This is a genomic window from Alicyclobacillus acidiphilus NBRC 100859 (assembly GCF_001544355.1).
GTDB classification, from domain to species: domain Bacteria; phylum Bacillota; class Bacilli; order Alicyclobacillales; family Alicyclobacillaceae; genus Alicyclobacillus; species Alicyclobacillus acidiphilus.
The window spans coordinates 11,739-34,949 of sequence record NZ_BCQI01000010.1 but is presented as its reverse complement, the minus strand read 5'-3'; the positions used below and the strand labels follow the sequence as shown (position 1 = coordinate 34,949).

Genomic DNA, 23,211 nt, shown 5'->3' with positions numbered 1-23,211 from the left:
CTATCGCCGCAAAGGAGCGGGCAATCATGGGCATGCCGATGCTGCCGCCTTCCCATACGGTCGCGACATTCTATCATCTGTTGTTGATTGAGTTTTTGATCATCCTCGTACTCTGCGCAGCCGCTGTTGCGCTCTGGATATTTTGGAAACGACACGGGCACGAGGTGATCGCTGAAATTGGACTGCAACTCACGCCGTCGTCGACAGCCTGGAAAATTGACGCGGATAACGGCCCGAATTCACGAAAAGCTGTCGTCGGACGGCGTGTGCTCACCATCGGGATCGGCGGTATGTGGATGCTGGACGGATTGCTGCAGGCCCAGCCCGCACTTGGAACGGGCATGCTGCAAAACGTGATTCAGCCTGTCCTGCAGGGGCAGCCGTCGATCTTATACAACAATTTTCTCGAAGTCAGCGTACTGTTGTTCAAGTCTCGACCGTTGGGGATGGATTCCATCACCGTCTGGATTCAACTGTTCATCGGTTTAGGCATCCTGTGTGGCCCGTCCAAACTCCTGGGCCGATTGGCATTGCGCGCGTCCATCGTTTGGGGATTGATCGTCTGGGTCTTCGGCGAAGGCTTCGGGCAAATTTTCACAGGTGAGACATGGCTGACCGGCGGTCCCGGCTCCGTGCTCTTCTACATATTCATTGCGGCGATCCTGTTGCGGCCCGCACGCTTCTGGGAAAGCGGCGCAGCATCCCTCTGCATTGCCTGGTTGTTCGCCGCACAGTGGCTCTGGGACGGCATTGCCCAAGCCCTTCCGAGTTTTGGCTACTGGAGTCCGTCCAGCTTGCGGGACGCTTTGCTGCCGATGGCTGAGATGCATCAACCCACGTGGATGTCAAAGCCGCTGTATTTCTTGGCAAACGCCGTGTCACACCACGAAATTTGGTGGAACGCGCTCTTTGTCCTCGTCCCAATCCTCCTGTTCGCAGGTTGGTTTTTGCTCAAGCAGACGAGAGCGCTTCACATGTCCACGGCGATTGTGCTCGCGATCGTTTGGTGGTTGTGCCAAGATTTTGGTGTAATCGGCGGAGCAGGCACAGACTTGAACTCGGGCGCTCCCCTTCTGTTGCTCGTCATCTCGTTGGCGTGGCTCCCGGCAACCGGACAAACGCCGTATGAACAGCTTCAAGGATGGCTGCGTCGGGGCAAGCGCGATCGCCGCGTCCCTGCAGCATCATAGACTGGTTCGACATTCGAAAGGAGCATCGCGATGGCCACGACCATATCACCTGTCGTCGAAACGCGGTATGGCAAAGTGCAAGGTGTGCAGCAAGGCTCGATTTTTGTGTGGCGCGGAATTCCGTACGCAAAGCCGCCCATCGGCCCATTGCGATTTCAGCCTCCAGAACCACCCGAGCCTTGGGATGACATCCGCGACACCACGCAGTTTCGCGGAGTTTGCCCGCAACCGCCCAACACCTTCTACGAAACAGAATCCCTGACGTTGAGCGAAGACTGCCTCTACTTGAACATCTGGTCGCCGAAGCCGGACGGCGGACGCCGCCCTGTCATGGTATGGATTCATGGCGGCGCCTACCACTCCGGAAGCGGCCAGCAACGAATCTACGACGGCACCTCGTTCGCCGCCAACGATGTCGTGCTTGTCACCATCAACTATCGTCTCGGTCCGTTCGGGTTTCTCTACTTGGCCGATCACGTCGGACCCAACTACCAGCAATCCGGAAACTGCGGCATCCTTGACCAAGTTGCGGCGCTCGCGTGGGTGCGCGACAACATCGAGGCGTTTGGCGGCGATCCCAATCGCGTCACCGTGTTCGGCGAGTCCGCGGGAGCGATGAGCATCGGGACGCTGATGACCATGCCGCAGGCCCGCGGCCTGTTTCAGCAAGCCATTTTGGAAAGCGGCCTGCCATTAGGCGGCCTGCAGGCTTGCGACGCGGCGACGGCTGCCGCCAGAACGCGGGAAATCTTGCACAATCTCGGACTCGAAGACGGAAACATACAAGCGTTGCTCGACGCGCCTGCCGAGGCGCTTGTCCAAGCCTCCCAATCGATCAGCCAGAGCCCGATGATGCGCTGGCGCCCGATGGTCGACGGCGTGTCCATCAAACAGACCTTGCTGGAGAGCTTGACGAGCGGATCGATCCATTCGGTACCTACCCTAATTGGCTGCAATCTGAACGAGTTGACCCTGTGGACCGCCAACGATGATCGATGGCGCAATATGCCGGACGATCACGCCCTCATCCAAGCGTTCGAACATCTGTGGGGCCCCATCGCACCAGAACTTCGGGCGTTCTACGTCGAAGGAGCGAGCGGCTTGGCGCTCGTGGATCGGCTCACACAACTGGGCTCATACGCCGTCTTCGCGCTGCCGATTCAAATCCTGGCCGCCTACCAAGCCGAGCGACATCCCATGTGGGTGTATCGCTTTGACTGGCAAAGCACGGCGGCCGGCGGGATTTATAAAGCCGCGCATGCGATGGAACTGCCGTTTGTCTTCAACACAATCAGCGACCCAGCCATTGAGCAATTGACCGGATCGTCGCCGGATCGGGCGCGCTTGGCGAACGAAATGCACCAGTCCTGGATTGCGTTCGCACATCGCGGAAATCCGAATCACGCAGCCATCCCCGAGTGGCCCCGCTACAATATGACGGAGCGCCCAACCATGGTATTCGATACGCAGACGCGTCTTGAGAACGATCCATATGGTAAAGAACGCGAAGTCTGGGAGCGAGTGCTCCAGCACAGGTAAAGTCCCGATCGGGCCGCCTGCAGTGTCGGACAGAGACTGAAGCATTCAGGAGGCCGCCTTGGCACGAGATCGAAGCCCAGCCTTCCTGGCCGCTCCTGGCCGCGCAAAATTACGAATTGCGCGCAACGAGCGCGTACGTCACGTAGAGTTGCGCCATGACCTGGCCAGCCTGGGTCCCGTTCGTGTACACAAGCTGCATCCCTGCGACGGCCGGACTTGACGGGTACGGCCCCGACAGCTGAGGCGCCACGCCATTTGGAGATACGGTGGAGAGGGCGATCACGGACCCGAGCTGCTCATCTGCTTGGCTCGCCAACGTGATCGCCTGGGTCCGCGCGTTGTCCAAGGCCGCCTGATAGAGCGCCGGCCACAGCGTCGCGGGATTAAGCGGTACCGCCTGTTCACTCATGTAATTATTCTGTACGAAGTTTGGATTATAACCTCCCAAGCTTTCTACCACGTTCGACACTTCGCCGTTCTTCGGGACGATCACGTTCAACTGCAGCACGATCTGCGCCCCATTTTCGGCAGAAAACGTCGGAGGCGAAAACAGGATATCGTCACCCGTAATACCGTCCTGCTTGAGCGCCGTTTTCACGTGCTGCTCCAGTGTGGTCACATCCTTCATCTCCGCTTTTACCGAAGTATCCGTGATCGTCATCGAATAGCTGATATCCGTCACCGGATTCGTGATGGCTTCTGACGCGACACCTTCGACCGTTACGGTATTCGGCTCCAATACCTCCATCCCGCTGCTGGTGCTCTCCGGCTCCCCCATCGCCCATGCCGTGCCCGCGAACATGCCCAAGGACAGCACCGCGGTTCCGGCAGCCACGATGGATCGAGATTTCCATCGGCCCTCTCCAGTCTTCAACATCCCAACCATGCGCTTTACCATTCCGCAAGACCCCTTTTCCAAAGATTATGAATTCACAATCATTTGACGAAGGCGAGTGCCTTTGCGTGACAAGCGGCGGGCGGGACGGGGGCGTTGAAGGTATGAAAAGAGACTTGCAGCGGCGCGATCGCGGCAGGCGGCCAGGGGGCGCGGGCAGAGCCGCGGAGGCTGGCAAGGGGGCGCGGGCAATTAGGTGGCCCAAGGCCGCTTATTTCGGCGAAGCGGCGGGATCGAAAGCAAATAAGCGGCCCAAAGCTGCTTATTTGCCCCAGGTGCCCCCGCAATGGCCTGGCTTCAACCCATTAAGCGGTGCTGGACCGCTTATTTGTCGCAACTGCGACGATTCGACACACTTAAGCCGCCCCGGGCCGCTTATTCGCCGCCGCTGCACCCGGAATCGTGCAGCGGCGCGATCACGATGGCCGCCGCCTCCTTCGCCCGGAATCGTGCAGCGGCGCGATCGCGGCAGGCGGCCAGGGGATCGCGGGCAGAGCCGCGGAGGCTGGCAGGGGGCGCGGAGGCTGGCAAGGGGGCGCGGGCAATTAGGCGGCCCAAGGCCGCTTATTTCGGCGAAGCGGCGGGATCGAAAGCAAATAAGCGGCCCAAAGCTGCTTATTTGCCCCAGGTGCCCCCGCAATGGTCTGGCTCCAGCCCATTAAGCGGTGCTGGACCGCTTATTTGTCGCAACTGCGACGATTCGACACACTTAAGCCGCCCCGAGCCGCTTATTCGCCGCCGCTGCACCCGAAACGGAGCGATTCCTCTGTAAACCACTGTAAACCTCTGTAAACCAGTGAAGGGACCCCATCTGGGATCCCTTCAAATGCATTTGGAGCGGGTGATGGGAATCGAACCCACGCTACCAGCTTGGAAGGCTGGAGTTCTACCATTGAACTACACCCGCACAAAATTGATGCTCATTCACTATACACGGCAGATAAACAAATGTCAACCAGCGGATCGAACTGGTTTTGCGCCTTGCAAGTTGGTACCATTGAGAGACCAAGCTGTCGGAGGTTGCCGATGAAATCCAACGAAGACATCCAAACTATGATTCTAAAGCGACAATTTGATGGCGTGAGATACGCTTGTATCGAGCGCATCTCCCATAATCGCCTGGATGGACAAGCATGGGCGTTCTTGGGTACCGCTTTAGTTGGTCTTCAACGTGCACAAACTGCCCGGCTTTGCTTCGAACGCGCCTGGTTGTTCGATCCGCTTTCAGCAGACCTCGAAAAAGCTTGTCATCAAGCGGCGGAACTGCCTCCAGGCAGAGACGATGAGCGGGTAAAGAAACTCTTGCAAGTTCCAAAGTCGACGGTCAGCGCAAACATCCTCACCAAAAACAGCGAATCGACAATTTACAATTGCCTCAGCGCGTTGCAAAACGCAGTGGATGAAATCGTCGTGGTTGACACCGGATCGACAGATAACACCATCGAGATCGTACAATCCTTCGGGATTCAAGTTCACCATTTCGACTGGGTTGAGGACTTTTCAAAAGCCAGGAACTTCGCTCTATCTCTCTCCTCGTGCGACTGGGTGCTCGCGGTCGATTCCGACGAGTTTCTTGTAACACCGGATGTGCCTGCCGTAAGAGAAGTTGCCGGCCTGTACGCCGACTGTCCGTGGAATCCCATCGTGTTGTGCATTCAACTCAACTACGTAAGCGGGCGTGTCACACCCAACGGTCCAGCCAGGATGTTTCGAAACGACGGCAGAACTGTCTGGACGCGCCGCATCCACGAAATTCCAACGTCTGTCGAAGACTCGGCTTCGCCCGATGTGCGCCGCCCCTTGGTTCGCATTCGGTTCAACCACTTCGGATACGATCCCGCCACTATAGACACGAAAGCGAAGTGTGAACGTAACCTGGAACTGTTATTTCGAGACCTGAACGATCATCCGAACGATGCAAGAACGCTGTTTTACATCGGGCGCGAACACGCCGGCCTAGGCCAAAGAGACGAGGCGCTGCATTATCTGACGCTGGCGAAGGCGAACATGAGCCCCGATGAGGAAGTCTATTTCCGAAGTGAAATGCAGGAAATCTTAGCATACCTTAAAGCAGCGGAGACCACGTCTTAGCTTTCATAGCGAAATGAATTCTGGCTCAGTGACTCTCCATGCCAAATTTGTCCCTAAGAAGTTCCTCAAACATTATGTTGTCGATCTCGATTTTTCGCACGTCTCCATCGACTCTCTCCGTAAACGAAGTATCCGTTAGAACGATGTTTCCTCGTTCTGTAAGTCTGGTCACCAACCGTCTCTTGTTAAAAGGTGAGGCCGGATGCTCCAATATCACTTTTTGTATTTCATCAAGCTCTGAAAAATCCTTCATGACTTTTTCGGAATCGAAAGCATAGCCAAGTTTCCAATCGTCATCCTTATGTTTTAACTTCATGGACAAAACATAATTGCCATACTCGCTGTTCGCCTTTTCTACCCTGAATTCCCCATTGTTCGATTTAACAATATCCCCACGCAACGGCACAGGTTTCAGCGGCAGGTTACCGCCAAATCCAGTATCAACCAGATATCGTTGACCATCGTGCGTTACGATGATCGTTACGTGCGTTTTCCCAGATTTACTCCACTGTTGAGCGGCGTGGTCATAGACAATGCCACGGACGAGGTTCGCATCCAATCCATTTTCAACTAAGACCAGATAAAAGAGAGTATTTAATTCATAACACAAGCCGCCCTCGTGTCGATGAAGGATCTTATCGACCAAATTGCCAGGTGTAATATTCGTTGTCGCGTTTTGTATGACACGCAAATTTTCAAATGGGATCGATCTAGCGGTCTTTTCAAGCATCATATCCAAGTTCTCAAAAGCCACGCGTTCAGTTGTTGGGACACCGATTCTGGTTCGAAACAGCGTGGTGACATCGTTCATGATTTGTCGTCTCCTGAGCACCCAAAGTAACCCTATTTTATAATAAGTGCGATGTACACAAATTCCAAATCGGGCAAGGTAACTGTACCCCATCCGGAAGACGATCTTGACCCGAAGACCCTACGAAGCATCGCAAAACAATCGGGACTCGCTTTCGAGTGGGTCCTCGAAAGGCATCACAGCCTCTGCGGTCTTAATTGTAACTTCCTTATCACATTCCCCGGTTGGAATTAAAAAATCCCCCGATCTCTCAAGGGATTTTCGAACCGAAGCTGTGTTGGTTGGTGGGCCCACTAGGACTCGAACCTAGGACCAACCGGTTATGAGCCGGCCGCTCTAACCAACTGAGCTATGGGCCCGCATGGTAAACGAAGCGACTTATAGTGTACCATACTGGTTCCCAGACGACAATGCCCCGTGATCGCTCGGCTAACATCTTACCGAAAGGGTATTGCCCTGTGGTGCCCGAACCCGCTCCATGGATTGAAGCAAAGGGAAGGTGGTCAAACGGTTACCCAAAAGCCCCACGGGCAGGACAACAGGGAAGCCGCTTCACTCCTCCCCTCTATTCTTCGGCCATTCACCCCTCCCACTCATCCTTCGAAAGGATTAGGGAGTGGGTTAAATATTTAAACGAGTTAGCCATTCATGTTCGGTAAGATTTTTACGTGAGTTGACACGTGTCCGCCAACATCCGGGCGGACAGCGAGACCTCGCCAACTGGCTGGCACCGTCCCGCTGTCCCGCCGCCCGGCCGAACCCGGATCGGCTATCGGGTGCGATTCGGTTGGTCGATTCGCAGTTGCCGGGGATACGTGAAGCGGGCGATCACGAAGTAGATAATCATGAACCCGAAATAGACCAGCATGACGGCGAGACACATCGGCCACAGCCGGCCGGGGACCATCAACACGTGACGGTAGTCGATCACGGCCGCGATCGTATGCAACACGGCGAGCAGAAAGGGCAAGAAGAACAGGACGCTGAACTCGACGGTCAGAACGCGGCCGAGTTCCCTGTGCGTGATGCCGGTCCGGCGCAGCGCGCGAAACTGGACTCTATCCTCCGCCTGATTGTTCAAGAGTCGGAAGTAGATCGTGTTGCCGCAGGCGAGCAGCATCATCAGGGAGATAAACATCCCTGCAAAGATCATCGTCGAGAACAGGCGCAGCGTGCTGACGTCCGTCGGTTCGACGACCGATACCTGGGAACTCGGCAGTTGCGTGCCGAAGGCGGACGACGCGCGAGCCCTGTCGCTGGCCATCCAGCCGTGCACCGCCCATACCGAATCCTTCGGCGCTTTGGCGGCGAGTTGGTGAAAATCAGGATCGGAGACAATCAACACGTAGTCGCTGACCGCAGTGGTGCCGAAATTGAACGTTCGTTCATTGATCTGCCCGTCGACCACGAGGGGCTCCTCGTCGGCAGTCCCGACGCGCAATGTTGTGGGCGTGGAGTGAAACTGGGTCGGCGTCATCAGGGGAAAGCTCGCCACATACAATGCATGCCCTGGCTTGAGATGAGGGACATTCGGATACGAGGCGCCTCTGTCCGCGCCATGGGATCGGATCGCGTCGACAAAATCCTCAAAGGTGGATGCCGAGACAACCGTCACCGAACGCGTGCCTTTCGCGGCACTGGGCTGTTGCAGACTGCCCTCCAGTGCGGTGCCTGTCAACTGCATGGTGACACCAGCGCCGGCGGCTTGGAGCTTTTGCGTGATTTGCCTTGGTGCCAGGGCAAGGGGATGAGCGCTGTTCGTCCAGGTCATGACCGCAAACGGTTCGCGTATGGCCTCGCCCTGCTTGAGAACGGACAGGAGCCCCAACTGCGATGCCGATGCCGTCATCACGACGGCGGACAGCGTGGAGATCACGGTGAGCGCCCTGGCGTGATCTTTCATGCGATGCGCGAGGCGGCTGACAATCAGAACGCTGACGCCGCTTTGCACGCGGCGGCGCAAGTACATGAGCAGCCACACCAGTCCCTGCGTGTAGACGAGATACGTTCCCGCAATCACCAACGCGATGATGACGAGCAGGCCAATCAGGCTGGCGAGCGTCTGTATGCTGCGCGCAATGGCCAAATAGTAGCCGAGGGCGAGCAGCAGGATGCCGAGCAGCGACAACAGGATGGAAGGACGCGGCGGCTTCTGGCGGGATCGCTTGCCGACAATCAATTCTTTGGGCCCGCGCCTTCGTATCCGCGACGCCATCAAGTACGCTTCGAACGCGAAGATCAGGATGAAGACCACGCAAGTAAGCAGCCACGATCTCGCTGGCGCAGCGAACGGGATTTCACTCGGAAGCGCCATCAAATCGCCGAGAATCAGCAGAAACAGCTTGGTGAACAGAAGGCCCAGCAGGAGCCCGCACCCGAGCGCAACGCCGTCCGCCAGAACGCTCTCCAGCATCACCATGCGCCCGAGCTGTTTGGGCGTGGTGCCAAGCACCTGTAGGACGCCAAACTCCTGCCCACGCAGTCGGAGCATCGCGGCATGGAAGTAAAAAATGAAGAACACGGAAAACAAGCCGACAATCCAGCCGCTGGCGAGCATAATGACACGCGCGGCACTTGGCATGAAGCCGTGAACGACGGCGGGATTGTACGCGACGTTCATGAACAGGAACAAGGTCATCACCGACACGCTGCACGAAGCGACATAGCCGAGGTAGAGGCGCTTTTGCCGAATGACGTTCTTACGGACGAGTTGGCCGAATGTCAACGCCGCTCACCTCCAGGATCGACAGCGTGTGCAAAATCTCCTGAAAGAACGCTTCCCGCGTGCCTTCGCGCTCCAGCCTGCTGTAGACTTTCCCGTCTTGGATGAAGACGATCCGATCGCTGTAGCTCGCCGCGATGGGATCATGCGTGACCATGAGGATGGTCGTACTGCCTTCCGCGTGCAGCGTCGCGAACGTTTCGAGCAAAGTGCGCGCCGAGGCGGAGTCGAGGTTGCCTGTCGGTTCGTCCGCCAGGACCAACGCGGGCTGATGCACAATGGCGCGGGCCACGGCAGTCCGCTGCTGTTGGCCGCCCGACACTTCATACGGATAGCGGCCTTGGCTCTCCTCCAGTCCGAAGCGCGCCATGACGCCCTCCACCAGTTTGCGCACCTCGCGCGCAGGGCGCCTGTCCAACGCCAGCGGCAAGGCTACGTTTTCGGCGAGTGTGAGTGTGTCGAGCAAGTTGAAATCCTGGAAGACGAAGCCTAGCTTGCGGCGCCGAAACAACGCCAGGGCGTCGCCAGAGAGCGCCTGCACAGGTTCGCCGTCAATGACCAACTGCCCGCCGGACGGTTTGTCCAATCCGGCCAAGATGTTGAGCAGCGTCGTCTTGCCGCTGCCGGACGGTCCCATGATGGCGACAAATTCGCCAAGTTCAATGGCGAGATCGATCCCGTTCAACGCGTGAACCAGCGCGCCTGGCTCACTGCCGTATATTTTGACTAATCCATTTGCCGTAAGTACCGCCATACCGTGTGCCACTCCTCTCTCCATTCGCGCGAAGACGCGAAACGAAGCTCGTCTTGCGCTCATTGTCGCGCGCCAATGGCCGGTGGCGCCCTGTCCGAACCTTACAATGAACGGAGGCATCCTTACATTTTTGTCACGTTCGACGAACGGCGATACGGCTCGAGAAACGAAGCGGAGGGAATGGTGACAGTCACGGTCGTTCCTTTGTGAAGCTCGGATTTGGCACTGACCTTCAAGCCCAAGCGCTGGGCCACTTCAGACACCAGATACAGGCCCATGCCGGTGGATCGCGAGTGGGATCTCCCGTTTTCTCCAGTGTAGAACGGTTCAAACATGCGAAGCAGATCGCGACGGCTCATGCCAATCCCTTCGTCCTGAAACTCGATGTGCGTCGCTTCGTTCACATGGCGAACAGAAATGACAAAGGCGGCCGATTCCCCGGTCGCCCTGCCAGCTTCGTCGACGCGATATCCGTATTGCAAGGCGTTTCGGACAATTTGATCGCAGACGAAGTGCAGCCATTTCGGATCGGACGTCACATGGATGTCGCTGTTTCCTGCCATCTCGATGCGCGGGTAGATTTTGCGGGCAATCCACGAGGTCTTGTGTTCGTTCACCAGTTTGCGCAGGAACGGCTCCAGAGGAAACCTGGACATGTGCGCATCGAACGAGAACGACTGCAGGCGCGCAGTGTAGAGCATGGTGTCGAGCGTCGTCTCGATTTTCGCCAACTCCGTGTTCATGCCTGTGAACACCGGATCGACCATCTGGCGCAAGTCGGTGGATTCTACGCGCTCCATTTCTGCCGCCAGCTCCTGCTCAAGCAAGCGAAGCACCGTCAAAGGCGTCTTCATCTGATGGGCAAAACGCGTGGTGAAATGCTCATAGAACAGCCGTTTCGCTTCGATCCGCTGCAAATCTTCCCGGAACTTGACTGTGTATAAGTCCAACAGTTCGATCATCCGGCTGTGTTCCGGCGAGATCGCGACTCGTTTCAACCTTTCGACCTCGTCGATGGCCTGCAGCGATTCCAATTGTGTGAGCACAGCGCACAGAAACCGGCGGCGCCGCACGTAATGCATGGTGAAACCGAAACTCGAGGCAAGAATGGAGAGAAAGAGTCCGTAGAGAATATCCCAAAGGTCGATAGGATGGGCGCGGCCACTGGCACCGATGGCGGCCAGCCAGACCACACCGATTCCGAACAGCGCGCCGATCACGGTCAGGCTGTACGGTATCCAGATGTCGCGAAGATAGAGTCGAAGTGTGGGCATACGCGTGCCATCTCCCTCGTCAGCGCCGCTGGTGAATGACGTGAGCGACTGGATGGATAACCGGCGGCCTATGCCTGATATGTCTAGCGCGAAGCCAATTGATAACCTGCACCGCGAACCGTATGGATCAAATCCTCGACGCCAAGTACCGCGAGCCGCCTGCGCACGCGCGCGACGTTGACGGTGAGCGTGTTGTCGTCGACAAAGTCCGTATCGTCCCAAATTGCGTTGAGCAAATCTTCCCGCGAAACCACGCCGCCTTTGGCTTCCATCAGCATGCGCAGAAGTTCCAACTCTGTTTTGGTCAGGCTTGTCCATTGCCCCTCAACACCAACCTGCATGCGGCGAAGGTTCAGTTGAACTTCGCCCCAGACCAAGACGTCCGAAGTGCGGTTTCGGGTCGCGACCGACTCGGGCTGCATCGCGTACTCTCCGTACGCTCTTCGTATCTGCGCGCGGAGTTTCGCGACCAGCACATCCATGTCGAACGGTTTGACGACATAGTCGTCGCCGCCGTTGTCGAGGGCAAAGACCTGATCCATCCCAGCGTTTCGTGCCGACACAAAGATGATGGGCGCCACGCTCGTCTCGCGGATACGGCGGCACCAATAGAATCCGTCGTATTTGGGCAAATTGATATCCAGCAGAATCGCGTGCGGTGACGTTTCACCCACAGCGGCCACCAGATCTTGGCGGCAATCCAGCAAAACCGGCTCAAACTCGTAACGCGCCAATTGGCGAGCCAAAGCGCTCGCCAATTGTTCGTCGTCTTCAATCACCGCCACCACAAACGGCGGTTGAATCGCGTCAGCCAAGGCTGCCAACGCCCTCAAACAGCACCACGCGCGCTGGAGCGGCATCGATGCCTGTCATCTTCAGCGGCAGTGCGACCATGAAGTACTCGCCTGGTGAAACATCCTTCAGGCGAAGTCCCTCGATGATGACAATGTCCTTCGTGAGCAACGCGACGTGCGTTTCGTGATCGGGCTGCGCCCGTTCGACGCCAAGCCCGTCGACGCCGACGCCCGCAATTCCGATGTCAGCCAAATAGTTTGCGCCATCGGCAGCCAAATAGACGAATTCGAAGTTGAATTCTTCCTCGAACGAATTGCGTGTCTTGAACAGCAGGAATTCGCCCGCTTTCGGTTGGTGCGGCTCGAGATCCGCCTTCGTGATGCCGCCGGTGACACCGGTCAGATCGATCACGCGGCAGGTCCGGACCAGTTTCTCCAATCCGACCGCCTCAATCGTCCGACCATTCGGCACCATGTGCAGCTCGGCGTCGATGTGGGTGCCTGTGTGCGCATCCATGTGGATCTTCGTCTCATGCGCGCTGCCTGTTTGAAAATCCGATGTCGTCTCAAACGAAGGACGCTTTTCGTCCTTGTTTTTGTACACTTGCATGTCTGGATGAATCAGCATGCTGATGTCGTACATCTTCGCCATTTATCGTTTCACCTCGATAGGCTGGCCCTTGGCATGCTCCAGATTCGATGTCGGTGATTCCGAACCGTACAACGGCCACCACAGCCCTGGCTGCTCTTTGACGAGATCGTGCGCCGCTTGCGGTCCCCACTGGCCTGCCGGATATGTGTGCAAGGGCACCGAGTTGTTCTGGAACGCGTTCGCGATGGGATCGACAAATTTCCATGCAAGAGACACTTCGTCCCAACGCGTGAAGTAGGTCGAATCGCCCAACATCGCGTCGTGCAGCAGGCGCTCGTACGCTTCCGGAGACTTGTCTGCCGATTGGCTGAATTCCATCGCGATCGGCACGACGACGTTGTCGGTGCCGGGCCGTTTGACATTCATCTGCATATACATGCCTTCAACCGGGTTGATGCGAATGACCAACAGGTTCGGGCCAAGATTTCCGTCCTGGTTGAAGTACAGGTGTTTCGGCATGTTTCTAAACTGGATCACGATCTCGGTCGATTTCACGGGCATCCGCTTACCGGTACGGATGTAGAACGGCACACCTGCCCAGCGGAAGTTGTCGATGAACAGCTTCGCCGCGATGAACGTCTCGGTCTTGGAATCAGGCGCAACACCTGGTTCTTCGAGGTAGCCCGGCACAGGCTTGCCATTCATCTCGCCAGCGCTGTATTGACCGCGTACGACGTAGTCGGCGACCTCGTTTTCCTTGTACATGCGCAACGAACGAAGCACCTTCACCTTTTCGTCGCGGATAGCTTCGGTATGTAGGCGGCTTGGCGGTTCCATCGCGGTCATCATGACCATCTGCAGCATGTGGTTCTGGACCATATCGCGAAGTGCGCCAGACGTCTCATAGTACGAAGCGCGGTCTTCGACCCCAACCGTTTCACTCGACGTGATTTGGACAGAAGCGATGGATCGATTGTCCCACAGCGGCTCGAACATCGAATTGGCAAAACGGATGACCTCAATGTTTTGCACCATTTCCTTGCCGAGATAGTGATCGATCCGGTAGATTTCCTCTTCGGCAAACGCCGACGCCAACTGCTCATTGAGCTCGGCAGCCGACTTGTAGTCGTGACCGAACGGCTTTTCGATAATGAGTCGACGCCACCCCTTGGTGTCCGCCAGACCCACTTTTTTCAAGAACAATGCCGTCTCGCCAAAGAAACGAGGCGCCATCGACAGATAGAACAGACGGTTCCCACCATGGTCCTTTTGCTTTTCGATATCTAGCACGAAGTCGTACAAACGGCGAAAATCTTCTTCTTTGTCCACATTGCCCGGAATGTAATGGACGCGCTGCGAAAACCGGCTCCACACATCCTCCTCCACGCCTTCCTTGATGAAGGACAGGAGCGCCTTGTGCACTTCGTCGCGGAACGTTTCCGTCGTATAGTCACGGCGCGCCGTTCCCACGATGCTTACGCCATCTGGAAGCAGGTTTTTCTTTTCCAACTGGTACAGTGCGGGAAACAACTTGCGGTGCGCAAGGTCACCAGTCGCACCGAACAGCACAAAGACATTTGGCGGCAATTGCCGAGCGTGTGTCTGATTCTCCACTCCAACCACTTCCCCAATCTCTCGTGTAGGTTGTTTGAACGCTCCCATGCGAACCATCCCATTCGCAATCGGTTCAAACACCACTTATATACTCCCGTCTCATTGTACAACAAGGAAGCCTCATCATACAGTTGGCGAGAGGTAATATATGGATAGACGCAGGGATTCCCTGGCGAAGTCTCCCTGCTGCCGATCACGCCTTTACGCGTCTGACTGCGCAGCCTCTCGAGCTTGTTCACGAGCCAGTTGCCAGCGCAGATACGCGTTGATAAATGGATCGAGCAAACCGTCCACGACCGCATGGACATTGCCGATCTCTTCATTGGTCCGATGATCTTTCACCATGGAATACGGGTGGAACACGTAGGAGCGAATTTGACTGCCCCACGCAATATCCTTCTGTTCCCCGCGCAATTCCGCCAGTTCCGCCTCGCGTTCCTCACGCCGCTTCGCGGCGAGACGGGCTTTCAGCAAGTCCATCGCGACCGCGCGGTTCTGAATCTGAGATCGCTCGCTTTGGCAGCTCACGACGATTCCTGTCGGCAAGTGCGTGATGCGAACGGCAGAGTCCGTCGTGTTGACGTGCTGTCCACCGGCGCCGGTGGATCGATACGTGTCGATCCGCAGGTCTTCCGGCCTGACTTCGATGGTGGTATCTTCTTCGGTAATCTCTGGGATCACATCCACGGACGCAAACGACGTGTGCCGCCGGCCGGAAGAATCGAACGGCGAAATGCGCACGAGGCGATGGACGCCCTTTTCCGCCTTCAAATACCCGTAGGCGTTGTGGCCTTTGATCATGAGCGTGACGCTCTTGATCCCCGCTTCGTCGCCGGGCTGGTAGTCCAACACTTCCACTTTGTACCCATGGTCTTCAGCCCAACGGGTATACATGCGCAGCAAAATGGACGCCCAGTCCTGCGATTCTGTTCCGCCTGCACCTGGGTGCAGTTCGAGAATCGCGTTGTTGGCGTCGTATTCGCCGGACAGCATCAGCTCCAGCTCGAATGAATCGATTTCTTCACGCAATTTCGCGGCCATCTCGTTCGCTTCCGCGAACAAGTCCTGATCGTTCTCCTCTTGCGCGAGCTGCAGGGCAACCTCCGTATCCGCATGCAGAGCCGTCATTTCCCGCATCTTGTCAACGACGGCCTTCAGGCCATTCAACTCGCCGATGATCTTTTGCGCTTTCGTTTGATCATCCCAAAAATCCGGCGCCGTCATCAACGATTCTAACGTCGCAATTCGGTTTTCCTTGTTTGGGACGTCAAAGAGACCTCCCGAAGTCCGCTAACCGTGTAGCCATAGTCTTCAATTCTTGGCGAAGTTCACCGAATGTCTCAGCCAAACCAAGTCACTCCCATTCTGTCTTCTCACGACAATTCCCACACCGCTGCTTATTGTATCAAATTGATTCGGAAATCGTGATTGCCAAGCTCACAACCTGCATGTACGCACGACGGGCGCGGTCAATTCCGCGCCCACCCCACCGATTCACACTCGAAAGTCGTGGCTCTCGAACGTCGTCGCTCAAGAACCGAGATGCCAAGCGAGTCCAAGACTCGCCTCATCAACCGCCCTGCAGCGGCACCGTGTCATGTACCGGAATCGGCTGCGGCACCGCTTGAAGCGTCGCTTTGTACACATATAGGACGACCTCTTCTTCAATCGAGTGGATCATGGCTTCGAACATCTCGAAACCTTCCTTCTGGTAAATTACCAGCGGATCGGTCTGGCCGTACGATCTCAGATGGACACCTTGACGGAACTGGTCCATCGCGTCGATATGGTCCATCCACTTCGAATCCACGGCGCGCAACAGCACGATGCGCTCCAGTTCACGCATAAACTCGCCAAGTTCCGCTTCGCGAGCTTCGTAGTTCTCCTTCGCCAACGCGGTCAACTTCTCGCGCAGTTCTTCACGTTCGAGCTTCCGCAGATCCGCTTCCTGCACCTGACCTGGATTCAGGAAATGGTGTTCCGCGTAGCCGATGAGCGTCGGAATATCCCAGTCCTCCGGAATCTGTTCCTCAGAACAGTAGACCTCAAGCATGTGATCGATGAGATCTTTGGTCATTCCTTCGACAATCTCCTTGAGATTGTCGCGCTCGAGAATTTCGCGGCGCTGGCGATAGATGACCTCACGCTGTTTGTTCAACACGTCGTCGTAGCGCAACACGTGTTTGCGAAGGTCGTAGTTGTTGCCCTCGACCTTCTTCTGCGCCCGCTCCATCGCTCCAGTCAGCATCGGGTGCTCAATCGGTTGATCCTCTTCGAGCCCGAGGCGATCCATCAACCGCTTGATATTGTCCGATCCGAACAATCGCAGCAGTTCGTCCTCGAGAGACAGGAAGAACTGTGACGAACCCGGATCGCCCTGGCGTCCGGCACGACCGCGCAACTGATTATCGATGCGGCGGCTTTCGTGCCGCTCCGTGCCGATAATGTGCAGGCCCCCAAGTTCTGGAACACCTTCACCGAGCAGGATGTCCGTACCGCGTCCGGCCATGTTCGTCGCGATGGTGACCATGCCCTTCTGTCCAGCCATTGCCACGATCTCGGCCTCGCGCGCATGGTGCTTGGCGTTGAGCACCTGATGCGGAATGCCACGCTGCCGGAGGAGATCCGAGACGATTTCAGATTTGTCGATGTCGGTCGTGCCGACCAACACAGGCTGGCCGAGCGCGTGACGCTGCGCGACATCGGAGACCACCGCGTTGAATTTGGCACGCTCGGTCTTGTAGATGACGTCGCCCAAATCTTTACGCGCCAGCGGTCGGTTCGTTGGGATACAGACGACATCCATGCCGTAGATCTCGATGAATTCTTTCTCTTCCGTCTTCGCCGTACCCGTCATGCCTGACAGCTTTTCATACATGCGGAAGTAATTCTGCAAGGTGATGGTCGCCAACGTCTTCGATTCGTTCTGCACCCGGACGCCCTCTTTGGCCTCAATCGCCTGGTGCAAGCCTTCGCTGTAGCGGCGACCTTCCATGAGACGGCCCGTAAATTCGTCGACGATGCAAATTTCGTCGTCGATCACGACATAGTCCTGATCTCGATGCATCAACCCGTGCGCCTTCAAGGCCTGCGTGATGTGGTGCATGATGGTGACATTGTCGGGATCGAACAAATTGTTGACGCGGAAGTAGGCTTCCGCCTTGGCGACACCTTGGTCGGTCAGGTTGGCGGTCCGCATCTTTTCGTCGATCTCGTAATCTTCTCCCTGACGCAATCGGCGCACGAACAAGTCCGTCCGAAAATACAAATCCGCCGATTTTTCGGCCGGACCGGAGATGATAAGCGGCGTACGCGCTTCGTCGATGAGAATCGAGTCGACTTCGTCGACAATGGCGAAATGCAACTTGCGCTGCACCATGTCGCTGGCTGACATCACCATATTGTCACGCAGATAGTCAAAACCGAACTCGTTGTTCGTACCGTACGTAATATCGGCCGCGTACGCTTCACGCTTCTGCGCTTGCGTCATATCGTGGCCGTTATAGCCGACAGTCAAACCCATAAAGCGATGCACTTGGCCTGTAAAGTCTGCGTCGCGCTTCGCCAGATAGTCGTTGACGGTCACAACGTGCACGCCTTCTCCTGTCAGGCCATTCAGATACGACGGCAAAGTCGCCACCAAGGTTTTACCCTCACCAGTCTTCATCTCGGCGACCCGTCCTTCGTGCAGGACGATACCACCCATCAACTGGACGTCGTAGTGGCGCTGGCCGAAGACGCGTTTGGCGGCTTCGCGCATGACAGCAAACGCTTCCGGCAACAGGTTGTCCAGCTTCTCGCCGTTGGCCAGCCGTTCCCGGAACGCCGGAGTCATCGATTTCAGTTCGTCATCCGACATAGATTCATATTGAGACTCGAGCGCGTTGATTCTGTCGACTTTGCGACGCAACCGCGCAATATCACGTTCGTTCGCGTTAAAGACTTGTTTGAGGAGTCCCACCGAACGGTTACACCCCCATAGAAATTCACTTGATGCTCTAATATAGGATTGTACCGTAGCTGTTACACATATAACAACCTGTAGAAATCAGGCAACTCGCCGCACAGCCGGAAAACGGCCTCGTTTGGGCAAAAACAACGCGGGCGAACTCGGCACAGTAGCTCCAAGTTCGCCCACGGACCCATTTTGGTCAGCCGTGATTTGCTATACCTACTTATTTACACTAGATTTGCGGCTCAATCAAGCCGTAGTCGCCATTCTTCCGTCGGTACACGACGTTGACTTCCTCGGTATCCGCGTTGGTAAAGACAAAAAAGTCGTGTCCGAGAAGATCCATTTGCATAATCGCTTCTTCCGGAGCCATGGGCTTCATCGGAAAGCGCTTAACCCGAACCAAGCGAGGTTCGTCCCCTTCGTACATATCGTTGAAAATCCGTTCGTGCCTGGCGGTCTGTCGGATTCTCGTTCGCAAACCGTCGTCGCGAAAACGACGATTGATTTTTTCTTTGTATCGATGCACCTGCTCCTCAATCTTGTCCGTCACCAAATCAATCGAAGCGTACATGTTGGACGACGTCTCTTCCGCCCGGAAAATCATCCCATGCACATGGACCGTCATCTCGATGCGGTGATTGGTACCCTCAACGGCCATTCGAACATGAATGTCCTTGTCCGCCTCACCTTCAAAGTAACGGGTGAGCCGGCCAATTTTCTTGTCCACATAATCCTGGAGCGCCGAAGTGACAGAAATGTTGTCGCCATGAACCTGAATTTTCATATGACAACTCCTCCTTCGTGGTGTATCTATTATACGCCTATACACCTGGAAGGGAAATTGAATTTTGAATTTACAGACAGGTTTTATCAAGGGCAAAAAATTAAGCGTGAACGTCCGTGGCCAACCCCCGCGCTTGATTGTGACTCTCCAACAGGCGAAGCGCTTCGGGCGGGAACTTCATGACAATTTTCCCCGTGGATTGATCGACGAGGTTTAGCCAAATCTCGTTTGGCGGTTCATCGGCGGCAATTTGAACAGCCATGCCGGGCTGTGACGCCTGCTGCGTCCACTGTTCGACGGCCTGCCGAATCGCGGACGTCTCCGAGTGACTCGCCGACACCTGTCTCGCATCGCCTGTCGATGTGGAAAACGCGGCATTTGCTAGACTCACTTCGGTGGCAGACGCAGCGCTTGAATTGGCTGCACTGGACGCCGTCTCTCCCGAATAGGACAGGAATGACGGACTATTTACGATAGAATTCATGAATAAAAACCTCCCACGCACGAACACGTGACGGCCGCATCATGAACGTATGGACAAAGTGGTGGTGGCGGTTGGCACGCATCGACTCCTGATTACGTTGTTTGACCCAATTGTTTGGCTGCCTCTTCCCAGGTATCCCGTAAACCTTTCACGATGGGGATTTGCTCGGCAATCAGTTGGGCGTTCTTTTCGACGTTCGCTTGTATCAATTGCCTCAGAAAGAAATCGTACAACTTCCGAAGCTGTTGAGAAATATCATACTGCATATCCAGCGTGTTGTTGAGTTCACAGACGATGTTTTGCGCTTTGACGAGTTGTCTGTGTGCGAGAACGAGATCTCCTTGATCGATGGCGTCCTTTGCAATATCGAGCGCGGACAACCAGCCATCGTACAGCATGACAACCAATCTCGGCCCACTCGTTTGTACGGATGACGACTTGTACGCTGTAGTCGCGCGTTGCAAACCACTCATGGAGGTTCACCTTCTCTTAAGATTCGATATCAATCATATGACCCGAAGGCTTCGCCACAGACATCCGCGCAAGTTTTTGGGCAACCATCACCTTTTGCACTTGCTCTCGAAGATCCCTTTGCCGCCCCCGGAGAGCATCCGCGATTCGTTCATTCTGCTCCACGATGCGCTCAAGCAACTCTCTTTCCGTCTCCGCCACATGAGATGGGGCGTCGAATGCCTCAAGAACCTGCCTAAATTTTTCAAACGCCTCATTTCTACGTTCCAAAAGTCCATGGACATCCAGATTCAATGGGCCAGGTCGTGTTAGATTGCCAAGAATCTCCTCGCCGACAGAAATGAGATCGCCAATCGTCGCTGCCAGGTCATCCACGTCAACCTAGACCTCCCATAGCTTGCTTAACTCGACGTCGAACCACCCATCATCGCAACGATGTACGACGACTGCGAATCCACGTTTTCAATCGCTGTTTCCATATTCGCGTACTCAGTTTGGTACTGCTGCTGCAACGCTTGAAGTTGTGTATTCATCGTCAACGCCTGAGAATCCAAGGTCGAAATCTGCGTACCGAGAAAACTGGTGTTCATCGAATCCAAGCTGAACAACTGAGACAGATCCGCAGTTGGGTCAATCAGCGTGTAGTCGAGCAAACTCGAACTCGACGAAGAAGACGAGGAAGATGACGACGCAGCCGCTAAATTGGCTGGACTCGTCGGATCGTACGTGTCCCCCGTTCCAGCCTGCTGCTGGATCTGCGTAATGCTGCTCGTTACTGCTGAATACAGTTGCTTCGCGATCCCCGTGCTCGAACTCGTACTTGTGCTCGAACTGGTGCCGGTCCCCGAGGCTGTGAAGAGATTCATGACGGCTGTCGGATCGGCTTCGACGGCAGCCTGCAACTGAGCCGTGTTGATTTGCAAGAGACCGTAGGTATTGTACCCGCTCGTCGTGACACCGGGCGCCGTCGCCCCGCTGCTCACGCCATTCATGATGTCGATCGGCGAAATGCCAATCGACGCAAGCGAGTTGAGCTGTGTGGGCTGCCCATTGATGTTCACGGTCGGCTGATTCGAAACGGTCGACACCGTGATGTTCTTCAGCGTGTTCATCACATTGCCCAGCAGAGGATCATTCTCCAGCATCCCCGCCTGCGCCTTCTCGTTCCACTCCGTCACTTGCGTGTCCGTCATCTGCGCTGCTTGCGCGGCGGTCAAAGGCTGATAGTCATAATTTCTCTGTGTATTGTACTGCCCCTGCATATACTGCAAGGTCTCATTGTACTGTTGAACGAAATTCGTGATCGCCGTCACAATCGCGTTTGTATTCGTCGCGACCGTCACACTCACAGGAGCGTTCGCTCCGGTAACGCCGGTCAAATTGAACGTAATGCCGTTGTATACGGCCTGATTGCTCTGACTCGAGGTTGCATAACCATTGACGGAATAGTACGCGTCGTTCGCCGTCTGCACGCTGGCAGGAAGTCCCGTCGACGCGATGGTCCCTAGCGCCGTGTTTGTCGCCGCAGCCATCCCGTTGCTTACATTGGCTGTCGGGTCCGTCACAACAATCCCTGAAAACAGTTCACTGTCCTGCACATTCGTAGCGCCAATACCAGACGGCGCATTGGCGGACACATAGGTCGTACCCAACGATTGCGGTCCGTCCGTTGTCGCGGTAATGGTCAAGACGTTCGAGCTTGCCTTTCCTGTTACACTACCCGAAAGAACGTTCGCGACCTCCGAGGCAATTCCACTCGTCGTCTGACCATTCACGTCGATTGCCGTGATTCCCGTTCCTGTAGGCGCTGGCCCATTGGCGCTGTCGTAGAACTCTATCGTCTGCCCGGCGACTGTCAACTCGTCACCGGCGGCAGGGACGCTCGTGAAAGTCACGGTCTGCGTCGATGGCGTTCCAGAGGCACTCGAAGTGTCCGCCGTACCCGGCGTTTCTGGGCCAACTGTGATGGACGGGCTGCTCGGTGTGTAGCTCGTCGTGAAATTCCCCTGGCTCCCGCTCGTCAGCGCGGTCAGAACCAGTTGGTTCGAATTCACAACGGTCGCTGAGAGCTCGGTGCTCAACGTCGAATCGTTGTTGACGTCCGCCGCGATGGCGGATGCAATCGCCGACGGCGTCGTATTTTGCGTGAGGTCAATGGTGTAATCGGCCGAACTCGATGAACTGGATCCATCGGCAAAGGCGAACGTGACGCCATCGATGTTCAACGTATCGCCTGCCGCAGGCATGTTGGAAAAATCCAGCGTCTGGCCTGCCGTCGTAGCACCGACCAGATCCAACTGATGATTTGTCGCGTCGTACGTAGCTGAAACGCCTGTTTGGGCAGATTGCGCGGTAATGATGCTCGCAATCTGCTCGTACGACTCGCTCGTATTAAAAGAGAATTTCGTCCCATTGATATCGACCGTGCCAGCTTGTGCAGGCATGTCCACTCCAGAAACGGTCGTATAGTTTGCATTGATGACCATCGGCTGACCCGAAGGATTCGTTTGCGTCAAACCGAAAACCGTCGAAAAGATCCCACTCGTGTCGTTCGAAACGCTGATCTTTGCCCCGGTGCCCGTCGAGGTCGTCTGCAAGACGACTTTACCCGCGTTCGTATCATAAAACCCCGTCACGCCCGCAGACGGATTGGAATTGATGGCCTGGAGAACCGTGTTAATGGTGTCAGTCTGAGGATTGAATGTGAACGTCTGTCCATTCAGTGTGAAGCTCGCGTTCGTTGAACTCGCCAGACTGGGATCGATCTGCGCCAACGTCTCGTTGCCATAGTTGCTATCCGTTGAAAGTGTGGACGACGACGAAACCGTCGCGCCTGACGCCAACTGATACGTGCTAACGCTGTAGGTACCGGCTGGAGACAGAGAATTCGACGTCGCAGACACCATCGAACTGTTACTGGAAGTGGTGGTCGTTTGGAGAAAGGTGGACTGCAATTGTAACGACGACAAATTACTCTGTAGATCCGCGAGCGTATTGTTTACACGTTGATAGCTTTCCTGCTTCCACTCAGTAATTTGTCGTTGTTGCAAAAGTTGAATCAGCGGTTCGTCGGCCGCTTCCATCAGACCTTGGATAATACTGTCCGTGTCGATGCCAGACGCGAGCCCGGAGATGCCGCCAGTTACACCGGTTGAACTAGAAGTCCCTGTGCTCGACGAACTCGTACCGCTCGTCAAATCCCCAATATAGGTCATCGGAAACGCCACCTTTCAAATCCGCT

The 23,211-nt window shown here is 55.8% G+C and carries 19 protein-coding genes and 2 tRNA genes; 4 read left to right on the top strand and 17 right to left on the bottom strand.

Annotated features, from left to right (window positions below; all coding sequences use genetic code 11):
• Positions 1-26: 26 nt before the first annotated feature.
• Complete coding sequence (locus AAC01S_RS05665; protein WP_067620180.1) at positions 27-1,190, top strand: hypothetical protein; 1,164 nt, start codon at positions 27-29, stop codon at positions 1,188-1,190.
• A gap of 30 nt (positions 1,191-1,220) precedes the next feature.
• Complete coding sequence (locus tag AAC01S_RS05660; protein WP_067620178.1) at positions 1,221-2,729, top strand: carboxylesterase/lipase family protein; 1,509 nt, start codon at positions 1,221-1,223, stop codon at positions 2,727-2,729.
• Positions 2,730-2,838: 109 nt separating this feature from the next.
• On the opposite strand, the gene AAC01S_RS05655 is transcribed toward AAC01S_RS05660, so the two are convergent.
• Complete coding sequence (locus tag AAC01S_RS05655) at positions 2,839-3,627, bottom strand: SIMPL domain-containing protein (RefSeq protein ID WP_067620175.1); 789 nt, start codon at positions 3,625-3,627, stop codon at positions 2,839-2,841.
• Between the two features lie 830 nt (positions 3,628-4,457).
• Positions 4,458-4,531: transfer RNA gene (locus tag AAC01S_RS05650), tRNA-Gly, on the bottom strand.
• A gap of 119 nt (positions 4,532-4,650) precedes the next feature.
• On the opposite strand from AAC01S_RS05650, the gene AAC01S_RS05645 reads away from it, so the two are divergent.
• Positions 4,651-5,715 carry a glycosyltransferase family 2 protein gene (locus tag AAC01S_RS05645; RefSeq protein ID WP_067620172.1) on the top strand — a complete coding sequence of 355 codons (1,065 nt, stop codon included), beginning with the start codon at positions 4,651-4,653 and terminating at the stop codon, positions 5,713-5,715.
• Positions 5,716-5,740: 25 nt separating this feature from the next.
• On the opposite strand, the gene AAC01S_RS05640 is transcribed toward AAC01S_RS05645, so the two are convergent.
• Entirely contained in the window at positions 5,741-6,526 is a 786-nt protein-coding gene (locus AAC01S_RS05640) for an arylamine N-acetyltransferase family protein (RefSeq protein WP_067620170.1), read from the bottom strand.
• Between the two features lie 51 nt (positions 6,527-6,577).
• Here AAC01S_RS05640 and AAC01S_RS20175 point away from each other — a divergent pair, with 51 nt between their 5' ends.
• Entirely contained in the window at positions 6,578-6,760 is a 183-nt protein-coding gene (locus AAC01S_RS20175; protein WP_083511554.1) for a type II toxin-antitoxin system HicA family toxin, read from the top strand.
• 48 nt (positions 6,761-6,808) lie between these two features.
• Here AAC01S_RS20175 and AAC01S_RS05635 read toward each other — a convergent pair.
• The 14 genes from AAC01S_RS05635 to fliD all read right to left on the bottom strand — a co-directional run bounded on the left by AAC01S_RS05635 (position 6,809) and on the right by fliD (position 23,185).
• Positions 6,809-6,885, bottom strand: a tRNA-Ile gene (locus tag AAC01S_RS05635).
• Positions 6,886-7,295: 410 nt separating this feature from the next.
• Positions 7,296-9,251, bottom strand: coding sequence for an FtsX-like permease family protein (locus tag AAC01S_RS05630; protein WP_067620168.1), 1,956 nt, complete (start codon positions 9,249-9,251; stop codon positions 7,296-7,298).
• Positions 9,226-10,002 carry an ABC transporter ATP-binding protein gene (locus tag AAC01S_RS05625; protein ID WP_067620166.1) on the bottom strand — a complete coding sequence of 259 codons (777 nt, stop codon included), beginning with the start codon at positions 10,000-10,002 and terminating at the stop codon, positions 9,226-9,228. Before AAC01S_RS05625 ends, AAC01S_RS05630 begins: the two co-directional genes overlap by 26 nt.
• Before the next feature lie 122 nt (positions 10,003-10,124).
• Complete coding sequence (locus AAC01S_RS05620; protein ID WP_067620163.1) at positions 10,125-11,276, bottom strand: sensor histidine kinase; 1,152 nt, start codon at positions 11,274-11,276, stop codon at positions 10,125-10,127.
• Positions 11,277-11,359: 83 nt separating this feature from the next.
• Complete coding sequence (locus tag AAC01S_RS05615; protein WP_169794013.1) at positions 11,360-12,109, bottom strand: response regulator transcription factor; 750 nt, start codon at positions 12,107-12,109, stop codon at positions 11,360-11,362.
• Positions 12,084-12,722, bottom strand: a complete 639-nt coding sequence (locus tag AAC01S_RS05610; RefSeq protein ID WP_067620160.1) for a cyclase family protein — start codon at positions 12,720-12,722, stop codon at positions 12,084-12,086. The genes AAC01S_RS05615 and AAC01S_RS05610 overlap by 26 nt, the downstream gene beginning before the upstream one ends.
• Positions 12,723-14,324, bottom strand: a complete 1,602-nt coding sequence (gene zwf, locus AAC01S_RS05605) for a glucose-6-phosphate dehydrogenase (RefSeq protein WP_083511561.1) — start codon at positions 14,322-14,324, stop codon at positions 12,723-12,725.
• 153 nt (positions 14,325-14,477) lie between these two features.
• A protein-coding gene (prfB, locus tag AAC01S_RS05600) for a peptide chain release factor 2 (RefSeq protein ID WP_174520826.1) occupies positions 14,478-15,624 on the bottom strand; the annotation gives its coding sequence in 2 pieces (ribosomal slippage) (positions 14,478-15,545 and positions 15,547-15,624; 1,146 coding nt in all).
• Positions 15,625-15,846: 222 nt separating this feature from the next.
• Positions 15,847-18,237: a preprotein translocase subunit SecA gene (secA, locus tag AAC01S_RS05595; protein ID WP_067620153.1), complete on the bottom strand. Its 2,391-nt coding sequence runs from the start codon at positions 18,235-18,237 to the stop codon at positions 15,847-15,849.
• A gap of 223 nt (positions 18,238-18,460) precedes the next feature.
• On the bottom strand, positions 18,461-19,015 hold the full coding sequence (gene hpf, locus AAC01S_RS05590) for a ribosome hibernation-promoting factor, HPF/YfiA family (RefSeq protein WP_067620150.1): 555 nt from the start codon (positions 19,013-19,015) through the stop codon (positions 18,461-18,463).
• Positions 19,016-19,115: 100 nt separating this feature from the next.
• Complete coding sequence (locus AAC01S_RS05585; protein ID WP_067620147.1) at positions 19,116-19,499, bottom strand: flagellar protein FlaG; 384 nt, start codon at positions 19,497-19,499, stop codon at positions 19,116-19,118.
• A 92-nt stretch (positions 19,500-19,591) separates the two neighbouring features.
• Complete coding sequence (gene fliS, locus AAC01S_RS05580; protein WP_067620143.1) at positions 19,592-19,972, bottom strand: flagellar export chaperone FliS; 381 nt, start codon at positions 19,970-19,972, stop codon at positions 19,592-19,594.
• 16 nt (positions 19,973-19,988) lie between these two features.
• Complete coding sequence (locus AAC01S_RS05575; protein ID WP_067620140.1) at positions 19,989-20,345, bottom strand: hypothetical protein; 357 nt, start codon at positions 20,343-20,345, stop codon at positions 19,989-19,991.
• A 26-nt stretch (positions 20,346-20,371) separates the two neighbouring features.
• Positions 20,372-23,185: a flagellar filament capping protein FliD gene (fliD, locus tag AAC01S_RS05570; protein WP_067620128.1), complete on the bottom strand. Its 2,814-nt coding sequence runs from the start codon at positions 23,183-23,185 to the stop codon at positions 20,372-20,374.
• Positions 23,186-23,211 lie beyond the last annotated feature (26 nt).